Here is a 14,925-nt window from a genome sequence, read left to right on the forward strand (position 1 = left end):
AAATATGCAACCGAGGAACGAATCTATGCGAGTCTCCTATGAAAAAGATGCTGATATGTCACTTCTGCGAAAGCAAAAGGTGGCCGTTATCGGCTACGGCTCTCAAGGGCATGCGCATGCCCTTAACCTGAAGGACAGCGGCATCGACGTGGTCGTCGGCCTGCGCGAGGGTGGCGAGTCCTGGCAGAAGGCGGCGGCAGCCGGACTTCAGGTCGCCAGCATGGCACAGGCCGCGGCAGCCGCCGATTTTGTGATTCTTCTCATTCCTGATGAGACCATCGGCCGGGTCTACCGGGAAACTATCGAGCCAGCAATGCGTGAAGGCGCAAGCCTCGCATTTGCGCATGGGTTCAACATCCACTATGGCCAGGTCGTTCCCCGCAAGGATCTGGACGTCGTCATGATCGCGCCCAAGGCGCCCGGTCACACGGTGCGCTCGACCTATGCGGAAGGCGGCGGTGTCCCAGGGCTAATCGCCGTCGCGCAAGACCGGTCAGGACGCGCCCGGGATCTCGCATTGGCATACGCCACGGCCATTGGCTGTGGCCGCTCTGGAGTGATCGAGACGAATTTTCGCGAGGAGACCGAAACCGACCTCTTCGGCGAGCAGGCAGTTTTGTGCGGCGGCACCGTCGAGCTCATCAAGGCCGGGTTCGACACGCTCGTGGATGCTGGATACGCCCCGGAAATGGCGTACTTCGAGTGCCTGCACGAACTCAAGCTGATCGTGGACCTGATCTACGAAGGCGGTATCGGCACGATGAACTATGGCATTTCCAACAATGCCGAGTTTGGCGAATACCTTACCGGGCCGCGCATCGTTACCAGCGAGACCCGCGCCGCCATGAAGGCCATTCTCGAATCCATCCAGACCGGCGAATACGCCAAGTCATTCATTCTCGAAAGCCAGGCGGGCGGACCTACCCTGCAGTCACGCCGACGCCTGACCGCAGCCCATCCGATCGAAGTCGTTGGTGCGAAGCTGCGCGAGATGATGCCGTGGATTCGCAAGTCGGCCTTGGTCGACAAAACCAGGAACTGATCACCCAGCCAAGCGACCAAGGCGCCAATTCCCGCGTAAACCCGAACTTACATCGCCGTATTGCGCGCCTAAACTCTGTATACAGAGTTCAGAATTCAGTAGTCAAAGACAACTGCAAGACCCCAGGAGACCCCACCATGACCACGCCCTTCGACCAACACGACGCCAGCAAGACCACCGGAGGCACTCCCGCTGCCGCCCCCGCCGCGAAGAAGCTGATTCCTTACGGCGGCTACTACACGAGCCGCGTACCTGGCCACGACCCCGAACTCACCGAAACGGGCCCGGGCACGCCGACGGGCGAATACATGCGTCGTTTCTGGCATCCGGTGTGCATGTCCATGGAGCTCACCGACACGCCGCGCTTCCTCAAGATCCTGAGCGAAGAACTCGTGGCGTTCCGTGACGGCAGTGGCCGCGTCGGCGTGCTGCATGCCCACTGCGTGCATCGTGGCGCTTCGCTGGAATACGGCGCGATCCAGGAGCGTGGCATCAAATGCTGCTACCACGGCATGGTGTTCGACGTGGATGGCGCTTGCCTGCATGTCCCGTTCCCTGCGGGCGAGGAGAACGAAGCCGACAAGTACGCCTGCTCGATCCGTCAGGGTGCGTACAAGGCCATCGAGCGCAACGGCCTGGTCTTTGCCTATATGGGACCGCCGGAAGAGGAGCCGCCGTTCCCGGAGTGGGAGCAGGATTTCACGGTGCTGCCGACCGACGAACTGGTGCCGTACAGCAACTTCCAGCACTGCAACTGGCTCCAGGTGCAGGACAACGCCGCCGACAACTTCCACCCCACCGCCCTGCATGCCGCGAAGAACGTCGTGGGCGGCAAGTTCCAGAGCACGACCTTCGACGAAGTCGGCGCTGCGTCAATGGAAGTCGCACCGGACATGCAGTTCATCCCCGTTCATCAGGGCCGCGGCCTCGCCTGCGCGGGTGCCCGGCGTGTCGACAAGGACAAGATGTTCCTGCGCATCCAGCACCAGGTCCTGCCGAACCTCAGTCTGCATGCCTATACCTCGGAAGATGGCTCTAAGAAGAAGCTGTTCAGCCGCTTCCACATCATCCGCTGGACCGTGCCCGTCGACGACGAAAATAGCAAGATGATCGGCTGGCGCGTGATGGGCCCCGGCATCGATACGCGCCTTGTGGGCGACAAGAGCATGGTCGGATACGAAACCATCGATTTTCTCGATGGCCAGGTCGCCATGCGCAGGCCAGAACGATTCGGCAAGTACAAGCTCGAGGACATGCCGCCGATTCCTCCCAATCACCGCGAGCGCACCAACTACAAGGATGCCCAGTACGCGCCGGGTGACTACGAAGCGATCATTAGCCAGCGTCCGATCGCGGTGCACGCACTGGAAAACCCTACCAAGTTCGATGCCGGTCTCTATGCCTTCCGCAAGATGCTGCGCGAAGCGGTGCGCGGCTCCAACGCTGCCGCCGCTGCGCAAGGCTTCGCCCAATGGCTGCGTGACGTCGGTGGCGCGCCCAACAGCTACTGCACGGGCAACGTATTCGAGCTCCCGGAAGCCGAAACGATGGAGCAGGAGGTCGCCAATCGTCGCCTGCTCGCACGCAAGGCGGTCGCCATCATCACGGAGGCCGATGGCCTGAAGGGCGAAGAGCGCGCTGCGTTCGTCAAGGCCAAGTTCGAAGAACTGGAGCAGAGTCTGAAACCTTAACGCGAGCCTACACATGAACGCCGGGCGGCACCGTACCGCCCGGCCCGATGCACCTGGAGATACGAGGTTCACCATGAATGCCCCCACCACCGAGCGCAGCGCGCTCACCCATCTGGAACTGGTTCTTCGGCAAGTTCGCATGGAGGCTGCCGGAATCAACTCATACGAATTCGTCGATCCCGACGGCAATGAGTTGCCGGGATTTACTGCAGGCGCGCACATCGACGTGCATATTGCCCCGGGAGTTATCCGTCAGTATTCGCTTTGTAACGACCCCCAGGAGCGTCACCGCTACGTCGTCGCCGTCCTTCGAGATGAAACCGGCCGCGGCGGCTCACGGGGAATGCACGAGACCTTACGGGTTCCGAATCGCGTCAAGGTCAGCGTGCCGATAAACAACTTCACCCTGGCTGAGGGCGTCAGCAAGTTCATCCTGCTTGCCGGCGGTATCGGTGTGACGCCGCTCAAGGCGATGGCCCATCGCCTCGAATCGAAGGGAATCGACTATGACCTGCACTACTGTGCCAAGGGCCTACAATACGCTGCGTTCGAAGCGGAACTTAAGAGCGTCGCCAGAATTGGGAAGATCCACTGTCACTTCGATGGAGGGAATCCCAAGAACGGGCTCAATATCACCGAGCTGCTAAGGCATCCAGAACCGCATACGCATATCTACTACTGCGGTCCAGCCGGATTCATGCAGGCTTGCGCCGATGCCGCCGCGCACTGGCCACAAGAACTTGTCCATTGCGAGCACTTCAAGGCGCCGGTGCAAAAAGCACCGGGTGCGAGCGATGTGCCGGTTGAGGGCTATGTGGTCGAGTTGGCGCAGTCCGGGACGAAGCTCACTGTTGCACCGGACCAAAACCTGGCAGAAGTCCTCCAACAAGCGGGTGCGCCGGTGGAGACGTCCTGCCAGTCCGGCCTATGTGGGACTTGTAAAGTCCGCTATCTGGCCGGTGAGGTCGACCACCAGGATTTCATTCTCGACGAGAGCGAACGACAAAGCGTGATGACTCCGTGCGTGTCTCGGTGCTGTGGCGGGACACTGGTACTGGACCTGTAGCAGTCACCGATGGAGCGAAGCCATGTGCAGTGATGGCCGTCCACTAGTGCATATTCTTCTGCTGTTCATCCTCATCTCAGCGACTGCGCCTGCGCCCCGACGTCCACCGTCACATGCCATGGACGGGTTGCAGGCCATTGACCTGCAGATAGCGACATCGCGACTATCGCTGCTTAAACAGGCAATAGACCCGTTCCTGTGAGCCACCAGCGTCGGGGCCGCCCCCACCCTTGATCAATAGATCCGCAGTCTAGCCTGTGTTCCGCAGCCCAGCGGCTACGCCGTTGATTGAAATGTGAATTCCACGCCGTACCCGATCACTCTGGTCGCCGCTCCTAAAGCGCTGAAGAAGTTCAAGCTGTAGCAGATTCAGGGGATCGATGTAGGGAAACCGATAGCGCAAAGATAACTGCATGTCTAAGCAGCGGAGGCTTGAGCCCGTGATCATCGCTAATGCGTCCGCAGCCCTGTGCCATTCGGCTTCGATCATCGAGAAGATGTTCTGGCTCAGCGTGCGATCTGACACCAGCTCAGCGTAACGTTTGGCCAGCTGCAAATCGCTTTTGGCCAGCACCATGTCCATATTCGACAGGAGCGTGCGAAAGAAAGGCCACTGCTCGTACATCTGCTGCAGCAGAGCTTCTCGATGGTTTCGGCACTCGGCGCCAGGAGCTGCCTGGATGAAGCCCGCGACGGCGCTGCCGAAGCCGTACCAGCCATTAATGGTCAGGCGGCACTGGCCCCAACTGAAGCTCCAGGGCACGGCGCGGAGATCCTCGATGTTCTGCTGGGGATTGCGCGATGCAGGACGTGAGCCGATGTTCAATTCGGCAATCTCGCGGATCGGCGTGGCGCCGAAGAAGTAGTCGACGAAGCCCGGTGTCTCGTACACGAGCGCACGGTAGGCGGCCATGCTGGCGCGTGAGAGCGCCTCGGCAGCCTCCACGAATTCGACGGGCGCTGCTTCGCCGGGCGTGAGGAAGGTTGCCTCCAAGGTGGCGGCAACCAGCGTCTCCAGATTGCGCCGGCCGATTTCGCTGTTGGCATACTTGGAGCCGATCACCTCGCCCTGCTCCGTCAAACGCAATTGCCCGCGCACCGTTCCCGGTGGCTGCGCCAGAATGGCCTGGTAGCTAGGACCGCCGCCACGGCCGACCGTGCCGCCACGCCCGTGGAACATGCGCAGGCGGATGGGGGGCATCTGGGCTTCGTTCAACTGGTCGAACAGCTTAACCAGAGCGCCCCCTGTACGGTACAGTTCCCAGTTGCTGGTGAAGATGCCGCCGTCCTTGTTGCTGTCGCTGTAGCCGAGCATCACGTCCTGCTCGGCGCCGGAGCGCAGCACCAACGCATGAACGCCTGGCAGACTATAGAACGCGCGCACGATTGGCGCGGCATTGCGCAAGTCCTCGATGGTCTCAAACAGCGGGACCACGATGAGATCACACACCCCGTCGTGCTGCAGGGTGCCGCGCATCAGACCGACCTCCTTTTGCAGCAGCAGCGCTTCGAGCAGGTCGCTCACCGTCTCGGTGTGGCTGATGATGTAGTGGCGGATGGCGGCGCGGCCGTAGCGCGCATGCGCGGTACGCGCCTGGGCGAAGATGGCCAGTTCACTCGTCGTCAGCGCTTCGTATGCTGCGTCGGGTACCCGCAGCGGGCGGGCATCATCGAGCAAGCGCAGCAACAGGTTTTGCTTGGCATCCTCGGCCAGCGACGCGTAGTCGCCTTCGATGCGTGCTACCTTCAGAAGGTCGGCGATTACTGCCTCGTGCTTGTCGGAGCTTTGACGCAGGTCCACCGTCGCGAGATGAAAGCCGAACACTTCCACGGCACGGATCAGCGGCCGCAGACGCGGTTCGATCAGAGCCGAGCCATGCTTCTCGCGCAGCGATTTCTCGATCGTGCGCAGGTCGGCCAGCAAGCTTTCGGCATTCGGATAAGGGTTCTGCGGTGCCACCGCGTGGCGCGCCGCCACCCCACCGGTCAGTTCGCGCAGCGTGGCCGCGAGGCGCGCATAGATGCCGATCAGTGCCCGGCGATATGGCTCGTCCCGGCGATGCTCACTGGGGTCCGGGGACGCTTCTGCCAGCGACTGCATTTCCTCCGACACATCCACCAGTGCGGCCGACAGCGACAGTTCGCTGCCCAGGTAGTGCACTTCGGTGAGGTAATGTCGCAGCGCCAGTTCGCACTGACGACGCAAGGCGTAGTCCAGCGTCTCTGCCGTCACGTTCGGGTTGCCGTCACGATCGCCGCCGATCCACTGGCCCATGCGGAAGAATGGCGCGATGCTCTTGCGGCCCAACGCGTTTTCCAGGTCGGCGTATACCCGCGGGATCTCACGCAGGAAGGTCGCCTCGTAGTAGGAAAGCGCATTCTCGATCTCGTCCGCCACCAGCAGCTTGGTGAAGCGAAGCAGCCGCGTTTGCCACAGTTGCGTGACACGCACGCGGATCTGCGCTTCGTTATCGGCAAGTTCGCGCGAGCTGAGCGCGTCAATGGCACTGGCATAAAACTGCTGCCGCAGGCGAATGTCGTCGCGTTCGGCGAGCAGCTGCGCGATGCCGCGCTCGGCGTCGAGGATGCTCTTGCGTTGCACCTCGGTGGGATGGGCGGTGAGAACTGGCGAGAGGTAGCTGTACTGCAGCGAATCCGCGATCTGCCCCGCATCGATGCCGGCATCGCTAATTCGCGCGAGCGCCACTTCCAAGCTACCTTCAATCGGCGCACCGGCACGCTCGGCACCGGTGCGGCAGCGGATCTGATGTCGGTCCTCGGCCAGATTGGCCAAATGGCTGAAGTAGGTGAAGGCGCGGATCACGCGAACCGTTTCTGCGGTCGAGAGGCCTTTGAGCAATTCCTTGAGCGCGCTGTCGGCAGAATGGTCCTCGTCGCGGCGGAAAGTCACCGAGAGCGTGCGGATCTTTTCCACCAGCGCGAAGGTGTCGGCGCCCTCCTGCTCGCGAATCACGTCGCCGAGGATGCGGCCGAGCAGGCGGATGTCCTCAACGAAGGCTTGATGGTCAGCTGCACCCGGGGGCGCGACGGCAAGGTTCGCCACGGCATCCGTCTCCTGTTTCGGCATTGGCTTCGTCCTATTCCAATCCTAAGCGTATCGCGATCAGCGGAACACTTCCGGAGGCATCAGCTTGACTTCGCCGACGGCCGGCTTGAAGTCCATCTGCGCAAGGATGTCCCTTTCGATATCCACGCCGGGTGCCACCTCGATGAGCGTCAGGCCGTCCTTTTCCAACCGGAATACAGCCCGGTCGGTAACGAACAGCACCTCGCGGCCATGCTCACGGGCGAATTCCCCACTGAAAGTAATCCTTTCGACACTGGAAACGAACTTGCGGACCTTGCCAGGCTGTAGAATATTCAGCCTTCCGTCAGAGAACGCCAGCTTGGTTCCTTGGGCGTCGAGCGTTCCGCAAAAAACGACCTTTTTGGCGTTTTGCGTGATGTCGACGAACCCACCGGGCCCAATCAGGTTTCCGCCCAGGTGGGAGACATTGACATTGCCTTGAGCATCCACCTCACCCATACCGAGGAAGGCCACGTCGATCCCGCCGCCACTGTAGAAGTCGAACTGCTCAATGGAAGGCAGAATGACTTCGGGATTCCGGGCGGCCCCGAAAAGCGCATCGTCGAGCATGCGGCCGTTGTGAACGCCCTGCTCCACACTCATCCAGAGCTGGTCGCCGATGCCCTGTTCCGCGATGACTCCGAAGATGCCGCCGGGGATACCGAATCCGAAGTTCAGCGAAGCGCCGGGCACAATCTCCATGGCTGCCCGGCGGGCGATAATTCGCCGCTCCAGTTTTGCCGGCAAGTCTGCCGTGGCCGACCCAAGCTGTGCGCGGCGCGAACCGCTCACCGTCATGTCATAGCCGAGGCCATAGAACTGCTCTTGGTTAGGGGCCTCGACCACGTAGTCGACCATGATTGCCGGGATCCGGATGTTGCGCGGGTTCAACGTGCCTGCCTCAACGACCTGGCGCACTTGGGCGAGGACCAGTCCCCCGCTGTTGCTGGCGGCAAGCGCCATGGTATGCAGGTCGAGATCCATCGGCTCCTCTTCGGGACTGATGTTTCCACGGGAATCCGCGTAGGTGCCCCGGACGATAGCGACATCCACCTTGAATGGCTTGTACCGCAGGATGTCCTTGCCATCCACTTGCATCAGTTCGACTAATTGATCCTTGCTTCGCGCGTTGCAGGCGCCGCCGTCATGGCGGGGATCGGCGAACGTCCCCAGGCCGGTTTCCGTGAACAGCCCCGGCCGGCCGGCGCCGATCTCTCGAAGCAGCTGCTGGATCACGCCGGCAGGAAAGCTGTAGGCCTCCAGCTTCTCTTCGCGGATCAACTGCTGCATCCGCGGCGACCATGTGAAGTGTCCGGCAATCACCTTGGCGACCAACCCTTCGTGCGCCAGCCGGTTGATGCCGCGTTGGTCCCGATCACCGAGCCCGAGCGAGTGCACGAGCGTCAGATTGCGCGGATGGCCGGTATCCAGGAAGCGCTTTTCAATGGCCGCCAAGATCTCCTCGGCAGAGCCCATGCCGGCGCCATTGCCCGCGACGGCGACGGTGTCGCCATCCTTGATCAACGCAGCCGCAGCGGACGCACTGGAAATTTCAATTTTGGTCATATGAGGTCTCCACCGTTCAGTGATGCCGCGGCCAGAGTGGTGCCGAGCACAAACGTTTCTGATTCCTGCAATTTGAATCGATTCAAATCGATCTGTCAAATCCTGCAGATGCACTTGGGCGTAGGGGGAAACACTAATACCGAGCGCTTTTTGAATCGGTTCAAATTCGAACCATTCCAACAAGCTGTCCCAGGAGACTTTGGAGATGAATGCTCGTCGCTACCTTGCCGCAGCTATCGCTGCCCTGCCCTTTGCTGCTTGCATGTGGGCGGCCCCTGTCCATGCGGCCGACATCAAGGAGAGGTCGATCAAGCTGTCTGTGATTACCGCACTCGACACTCCGTTGGGCGTTGGCGCCACCAAATTCGCCGAGATCGTCGGCAAGAAGAGTGAAGGCAAGCTCAAGGTCAAGGTGTACGGTGATGGAACGCTGGGCGGTGAGCAGCAGATGATCTCGTCGCTGCAGGGGGGAACCGTGGAAGCCACGATCGTGCTGCCGGCCGCGCTCAGCGGGCTCGTCAAGAACTTCGTGGTGCTCGATCTGCCCTTCGTCTTCGACAGCGAACAGCAAGCCGCGCGCGTGCTCGATGGCCCGGCCGGCAAGCGCCTGATGTCCTATCTCCCCGAAAAGAACCTGGTCGGCCTCGGCTTCATGGAACTGGGCTTCCGCCACTACACCAATAGCAAGCGTCCGATCACCAAGGTCGAGGACTTCGCTGGGCTGAAGCTGCGTTCGTTTCAGAACCCCGTGTTCATCGACCTGACGTCTGCGCTTGGCGCAACGCCGCTGCCTCTGTCGTTCACCGAGCTCACCTATCCTGTTGAATCAGAACACAAGAAAACCTAGCGCATCGGGGGCGTTCATATAATCTATTCTGCCGCGGGGGGGGATCGGCGACGCAGTTCCAGGTCCTGCAGCCGGTCCAGGGTGAACAACGTCCGCTCGATGCGGCCGAGCTCGCGAAGGGCCACGGCCAGGCCGTTCTGTCGCGGATAGCTGCCGAGCTTGCGCAGCATCAACGAAGCGGTGACCGTGCCCTGCCGGATCGACGTGGCCAGGCGCAGCACTTCGTCCCAGTGCGACCGGATCAGCTTCTCCTTGTACGTGCTGCCGATCATGGGCGCTAGTGCCGGATAATCGTCGGGGTTGCCGGGAATGTGTACAGCTTCGTGTCGGCGAGGTCGCGAATGCGGGGCGAGAACCGGAATCCGAGCAGGTGCATCAAGGCAAAGACGTGGTCAGTGAAGCCGTTGGTGTCGGTGTAGTGCTCCTGGATACGCAGATCCGATTCGTGGTACAGCAGGCCGTCGAGCACATGAGTCACGGACGCCGACGTTGACCAGCTTGGAATGATACGGCGCGTACTGGTCCGAGATGTGCGTGTAGATCACCCGGCCGGGATCCGAGCCGTACTTTTGACGTGCCCGGTGCTTTCGGCACGTCCCCCGGCCTTGAAGCGCTGGCCATCCGACGATGACGTGGTGCCATCGCCCCAATGGGAAGCAAAGGCATGGGCCGACTGCGCGTTGATCAGGTCCGCCAAGCCCTCTGAATAGGTCTCGTCGCGAATATGCCAGGCCTGCAGCCAGGAAAGCTTGGCGTAGGTGGTACCCGGGCAGGATTCCGCCATCTTGGTCAAGCCGAGATTTCCAGAATTGATCGCAGCTGCTCCGCATTCCAAAGGAAGGGAGGGGTTCGAACCGAGATCGCAGAAGGTGCTTGTCGGGGACGGCGGTTTCGGGATCGGTTGCTTGTGCGAAGCGTAGGAATCCGCGCAGCGCACCGAGAATGGCGGACTGTGTCTGCGGCGTGCGGTGAACCCGCGTGATCCACGCGAGTACATGTACGGTCTCAACGGGCTCGCCAGGATGTTCAACGGCGTAGTCCCGCACGAATTGCGTCAGTACGCCGCGGTGAGTTTGACGGTAGCCCAGCGACTCGCGATGCACAAGGTACTGCGCAAGCTGATTCTCCAGTTCCTCGGGTTTCATGCGCTTCCGGCCACGGCTTAGCAATTCGCGAGAGCGCGGGAAGATCGAGCTTCGCGTAGATCGCGGTGCTTTGTAGCGATTGATGACCGAGTACGCCGGCGATGCCCTTGAAACTGGTTTCCTGCTTGAGCATGTTCGTCGCGGCGGCGTGGCGCAGCAGATGTGCAGCGCCACGCGCCGAAGAGATGTCGGCTCGGGTCATGGCTCTCCGGACAATCTTGGAAATCGATGACGAATCCGCGAATGGCTCCCATGGTGGAGCCGCTTCGAGGAAATTGGCCTTTGCGGCGAGGGCGGCCGCTCGCGTTTGAGGTACGCCAGCAGTGCGCGGCCGACGTCGCGGGCGCAAATCGCGGTCTCGACGCGACTTGGTGCCGCGAACGCGGATGACGCCGTTGCCCCAGTCGATATCGTCAAGCGTGAGCTTGGTCACCTCGGCGGCTCGCATTCCTGTTCTCGCGAGCAGGAGGACGATCGCCGTGTTGCGCAGTGGCTGGTACGTATCGCCACTCGCAGCGAATGCGATCACTCGGTTGACCTCATCGGTCGATAGGCAAGCAGGTAGTGCAGCGTGGCGCCAGCGCCGGATTCTTGGTATCGCGCCCTCAAGCCCGGGTACGACCAATGCAGGAACGCGTGCGCAACCGCTGTCATCCAACTGCGTGGCACGAAATCGACGCCGGCACTTCGGCCAAGCGGCTTTTTGGTGACACCTTACCCATGCACACGCTGATGCAGAAAGGGCTGGTGCCTCTGTCGCGCACTGCGATTGATGGCGCGATTGCGAAGAATGGTGCCGCAGTGGCACTCAACCGGCGGGCCTTTGACTGGGGTCGGATTCTGGCGACAGGCTTCAACCCTGAGTCGATTGAAGGCTCATCCACCCCATTGGCCAAGCCTCGAACGCTGGATGAAGTGATCGCCCATCGGATGCAGGAACTGACCGCGTACCAGAATGCTGCTTATGCTGAACGCTATCGGGAACTAATTTTCCGGGCGCGGAGTGCCGAAGTTGTTGCGAGGCCTGGTAGCGAAAGCTTCGCGATGGCCGTGGCGGTGAACGCGTACCGCCTGATGGCATATAAGGATGAATACGAAATCGCTCGGCTCTATTCGGACGAGGAGTTTAAGACGTTTCTGGCAGCGCAATTCTCCTCCTCCAGTAAGGTATCCCTGTGACTTGCGCCTCCGCTGCTTTCACGCACCGATGCCCCAACGGGTCGTCCCCGCAAACGCCGTTTCGGTCCATGGATCTTCCCCGCGCTCGGCATGCTGGCACGTCTTCGTTGGCTGCGCGGCACCCCCGCCGATGTGTTCGGTTATACCTCAGAGCGACGCGCAGAACGGTCGCTGATGGCCGAGTATTTCGCGGACATCGAAAGGCTAAGCACGACGCTTTCAGATAGCTATGAGATTGCGTTGGAACTGGCGAGGTTGCCACAGCAAATTCGCGGCTTCGGCCCCGTGAAGGAGGCCGCAATGGCGACGCATCGCAAGCAGCGCGGCGAACTGATGCAACGGCTTGCGAGCAAGTAATTCAGAGGCAGGAGCAACTTGGGCTTCGTCTATCCTACCCGGTAAAACTCCACCGACTGTCCCGCATTGACCGCCCGCCGCAGCCAGTCGGGCATGTCGCCCTGCCCGCCCCAACTCTGCCCCGCGGCGTTGCGGTAGCAGACCACCGGCGGCGGCGCTGGGGCGGGTGGCGGCGGTGGCGGGCCCCTGACCAAGATACGCCCTTATGCGCTGCAGAGCATAAGGGCGTTTAGGCACAGTTCCCGGTTATGCCCAGTCTGTACTTATCACATGCAGCAGAAGGCGTGAGTCGGCCATTTGTGTCCGCGGGCATCTGTGACGTCTTCGCATAATCGGAGCAGGCTTTTCCGATCGACCAATCTGGTCGAGAGGAGAAGCTCATGGGTCACACCCAGTCCCCAGGTCTGTCGGCACGCCACGCGCGACGTCCCGACGCGACCTCGGTAACGGAGTTACCGAGCGAACTGCAGCATTGGCTAGACGACTTCGATCGCCATCTATCACAGGTCGTTGGGCTCGCAAGTTCCTCCCGCCGCCAGTATTGCTTCTACGTGCGTCGGTATCTCGCTCAATACGGTGAAGCAACTGCCTTGGCCCAGTGGATGCCACGCGCGGAATGGCTTAGTGCCTTCGTCTGCCAAGAGGCGGCTCGTCTCCACGGGCACTCCCGCAAGAAGCCTGGCAATGCATTGCGTGCCTGGCTCAAGTATTTGGTTTTCTGTGGTACGGCCGGCAGTGAGCTCAAGGACGCGATTCCCGCAATGCCTCACTGGAAGTACGCCTCCTTGCCAGTTCGTCTCACTGCAGACCAGATCGAGCGCGTGCTGGGCGCCTCGCTCGACGGAGGCGTCCACGAACTGCGCAACCGGGCGATGCTGGTGATCTTAGCGAGAATGGGTCTACGGGCCCGCGAGCTGACGCAGTTGATGCTTGACGATTTCGACTGGAGTGCGGGATGTATGCGTATTCGCCCCGGCAAGACTCACCGTGAACGCTGCCTGCCGCTGCCTCATGATGTTGGCGAAGCCTTGTCTGCCTACCTTCTGCGGGAACGCCCCCGCAGTTCTTGCCGAGCCGTATTCCTGAGCACCAGGGAGCCATATGGACCGATCCTGGACTCGTCAGTTGTATCGAGAACCGTCCGCCGCGCAATGAACCGCGCTGGTGTCGTTGGCATCCCCGCTGCAGCACATGCGCTGCGACACACTGCGGCGACGCAAATGGTGTGCGGTGGAGCGAGTTTCAAGGAAGTCGCCGATGTGCTGGGGCACGCCTCGCTGGCGACGACAGCCATCTATGCGAAGCTCGACCACGCTACGCTCGCGCAGGTAGCCTTGCCTTGGCCGGGAGAGCGATCATGAGCGGGCATCCAGAGTTACGCGATCACTTGGAGGCCTATCTCGCTGTCAGGGAAGCGCTTGGCTTCAATGATGCAGCCAGAAGGACGCTGCTGCGAAGCTTCGTTGAGTATGCGATCACCACTGACAGATGGCCGATCGACGCACAGCTCGCTCTCGATTGGGCGTGCGGACCGTCGTCAGTTCGCAGTGCGGCCGGACAGGCGAGCCGCCTTTCCGCCGTCCGACGGTTCCTGTGCTATCTGCGGGCCAGCGTTCCAGAAACGCAGGTGCCTGGAAGCGGGTTGATTGCGCGGCAGCAGCGACGCAAGCCCTATATCTTCACGCAGGAAGAACTCACCCGCCTTCTGGATGCCGCTGCTGCAATGCGGCCACGTCGCAAGCTGCGGCCGCACGTGTACGTCTCAATGATTGGCCTTTTGGCCAGCACTGGACTTCGCGCAGGCGAGGCCATCCGGTTGACAGTCGATGACGTGCGGCTTGACATCGATCCGCCGCGAATATTGGTCCTCGAGACCAAGTTCCGGAAGTCGAGGATCGTGCCCGTGCATCCGACCGCCGCCGAGAAGCTCAAGACCTACGCACTGCTGCGCCGGAGGCTGGGATATGCAGGACTGTCGGACTTGTTCTTCATGTCCGAGATCGGAACGGCGATCAGCTACGGATTCTTCGCCACCTGGTTCACGCGCACTGCCCGACGGTTGGGCATGTCGCCACCATTGGGTGCTCGAGCGCCAACGCTGCATAGCCTACGCCACACCTTCGCCGTCGAGCGGCTGACGCAATGGTGCCTGGAAGGTGTGCCGGTCCAGCAATGGGTACCGAATCTCTCCGTCTATCTGGGACACGTCAGCCCGGTTGAGACGTACTGGTACCTGACGGCAACGCCAGCACTGCTGACCGCCGCGGCTGCGGCGTTTGGACAGTATGCAAATCTGGGAGATACGCGATGAAGACAACTACCATGATTGGGCCTCTGCTGCAGAGCTTCTTCGTTGAACATCTGCTCGCCCACAAGCATGTCAGCCCGCGCACGATCTCGAGCTACCGGGATGCGTTCCGTCTACTGCTTCAGTTCGTGCGGGACAAGACGCACATTGAACCGGCCTCACTGCACTTGGCTGCGTTGGACGCCCCCGTCATCCTATCGTTTCTCGACCACCTGGAGACTGAGCGCCACAATTCGGTGAGCTCACGCAACGCCAGACTGGCGGCGATCCACAGCTTCTTCCGATGGGTCGCACTGTGCGAACCGGAAGCAGTGGGCATGGCCACACGGGTACTCGCAGTTCCGCTCAAGCGGACTGATCGATTGCTTGTGCAGTCGCTCACCCGTGTCGAAATCGATGCGCTGCTTGTAGCGCCGGATCGGTCCCAATGGCGCGGCCGGCGCGATTACGCGCTGCTTCTGACGATGTACAACACCGGCGCGCGCGTTTCGGAAATCACCGCGCTTCGACAGGAACAGGTGCAGTTCGGTGCTAGCTCGTTGGTCAACTTGAAAGGCAAGTGAGGTAGCCTGATCGAGGCGGACACGCTTGGTCCTTAGATTAAGATCGTGGATCAGGAGTGTGCACAGATGAGCA

Annotated in this window: 11 protein-coding genes and 3 pseudogenes; 8 read left to right on the forward strand and 6 right to left on the reverse strand. The window is 61.2% G+C overall.

Annotated elements, in window-relative coordinates; all coding sequences use genetic code 11:
• The first annotated feature begins 4 nt into the window (after positions 1-4).
• From ilvC to ACAD63_RS35185, 3 genes are all read left to right on the forward strand, one after another.
• Positions 5-1,042 carry a ketol-acid reductoisomerase gene (gene ilvC, locus ACAD63_RS35175; RefSeq protein ID WP_434034878.1) on the forward strand — a complete coding sequence of 346 codons (1,038 nt, stop codon included), beginning with the start codon at positions 5-7 and terminating at the stop codon, positions 1,040-1,042.
• 137 nt (positions 1,043-1,179) lie between these two features.
• Entirely contained in the window at positions 1,180-2,733 is a 1,554-nt protein-coding gene (locus ACAD63_RS35180) for a Rieske 2Fe-2S domain-containing protein (protein ID WP_434035086.1), read from the forward strand.
• A 73-nt stretch (positions 2,734-2,806) separates the two neighbouring features.
• Positions 2,807-3,799 carry a PDR/VanB family oxidoreductase gene (locus ACAD63_RS35185; protein WP_434034879.1) on the forward strand — a complete coding sequence of 331 codons (993 nt, stop codon included), beginning with the start codon at positions 2,807-2,809 and terminating at the stop codon, positions 3,797-3,799.
• A 250-nt stretch (positions 3,800-4,049) separates the two neighbouring features.
• Here the strand turns inward: ACAD63_RS35185 and ppc are convergent, their stop codons facing one another.
• Positions 4,050-6,887 carry a phosphoenolpyruvate carboxylase gene (gene ppc / locus ACAD63_RS35190; RefSeq protein WP_434034880.1) on the reverse strand — a complete coding sequence of 946 codons (2,838 nt, stop codon included), beginning with the start codon at positions 6,885-6,887 and terminating at the stop codon, positions 4,050-4,052.
• Between the two features lie 36 nt (positions 6,888-6,923).
• Complete coding sequence (locus ACAD63_RS35195; RefSeq protein WP_434034881.1) at positions 6,924-8,453, reverse strand: acyl CoA:acetate/3-ketoacid CoA transferase; 1,530 nt, start codon at positions 8,451-8,453, stop codon at positions 6,924-6,926.
• Between the two features lie 205 nt (positions 8,454-8,658).
• Between ACAD63_RS35195 and dctP the strand changes: the two genes are divergently transcribed.
• Positions 8,659-9,300, forward strand: coding sequence for a TRAP transporter substrate-binding protein DctP (gene dctP, locus ACAD63_RS35200; protein ID WP_434034882.1), 642 nt, complete (start codon positions 8,659-8,661; stop codon positions 9,298-9,300).
• Between the two features lie 23 nt (positions 9,301-9,323).
• Here dctP and ACAD63_RS35205 read toward each other — a convergent pair whose 3' ends face one another.
• The 3 genes and pseudogenes from ACAD63_RS35205 to ACAD63_RS35215 form a co-directional block, all read right to left on the reverse strand.
• On the reverse strand, positions 9,324-9,572 hold the full coding sequence (locus tag ACAD63_RS35205) for a Tn3 family transposase (protein WP_434034883.1): 249 nt from the start codon (positions 9,570-9,572) through the stop codon (positions 9,324-9,326).
• A gap of 5 nt (positions 9,573-9,577) precedes the next feature.
• Positions 9,578-10,297 (reverse strand): annotated as a pseudogene (locus tag ACAD63_RS35210) (Tn3 family transposase).
• A 29-nt stretch (positions 10,298-10,326) separates the two neighbouring features.
• Complete coding sequence (locus ACAD63_RS35215) at positions 10,327-11,253, reverse strand: tyrosine-type recombinase/integrase (protein ID WP_434034884.1); 927 nt, start codon at positions 11,251-11,253, stop codon at positions 10,327-10,329.
• On the opposite strand from ACAD63_RS35215, the pseudogene ACAD63_RS35220 reads away from it, so the two are divergent.
• Positions 11,178-11,981: pseudogene (locus tag ACAD63_RS35220) on the forward strand (DUF6537 domain-containing protein). The gene ACAD63_RS35215 and the pseudogene ACAD63_RS35220 sit on opposite strands and share 76 nt — an antisense overlap.
• Before the next feature lie 29 nt (positions 11,982-12,010).
• Here the strand turns inward: ACAD63_RS35220 and ACAD63_RS35225 are convergent.
• Positions 12,011-12,163 (reverse strand): annotated as a pseudogene (locus tag ACAD63_RS35225) (H-NS family nucleoid-associated regulatory protein); the annotation flags it as partial.
• A gap of 198 nt (positions 12,164-12,361) precedes the next feature.
• Here ACAD63_RS35225 and ACAD63_RS35230 point away from each other — a divergent pair.
• Genes ACAD63_RS35230 through ACAD63_RS35240 form a run of 3 tightly spaced genes read left to right on the forward strand, consistent with a single transcriptional unit; the run spans position 12,362 to position 14,852 of the window.
• Positions 12,362-13,342: a tyrosine-type recombinase/integrase gene (locus ACAD63_RS35230; RefSeq protein WP_434034885.1), complete on the forward strand. Its 981-nt coding sequence runs from the start codon at positions 12,362-12,364 to the stop codon at positions 13,340-13,342.
• Positions 13,339-14,292 carry a tyrosine-type recombinase/integrase gene (locus ACAD63_RS35235; RefSeq protein ID WP_434034886.1) on the forward strand — a complete coding sequence of 318 codons (954 nt, stop codon included), beginning with the start codon at positions 13,339-13,341 and terminating at the stop codon, positions 14,290-14,292. Before ACAD63_RS35230 ends, ACAD63_RS35235 begins: the two co-directional genes overlap by 4 nt.
• Positions 14,289-14,852, forward strand: coding sequence for a tyrosine-type recombinase/integrase (locus tag ACAD63_RS35240; RefSeq protein WP_434034887.1), 564 nt, complete (start codon positions 14,289-14,291; stop codon positions 14,850-14,852). The genes ACAD63_RS35235 and ACAD63_RS35240 overlap by 4 nt, the downstream gene beginning before the upstream one ends.
• Positions 14,853-14,925: the final 73 nt, after the last annotated feature.

This window comes from Cupriavidus sp. a3, assembly GCF_051015765.1.
Lineage (GTDB): Bacteria > Pseudomonadota > Gammaproteobacteria > Burkholderiales > Burkholderiaceae > Cupriavidus > Cupriavidus oxalaticus_A.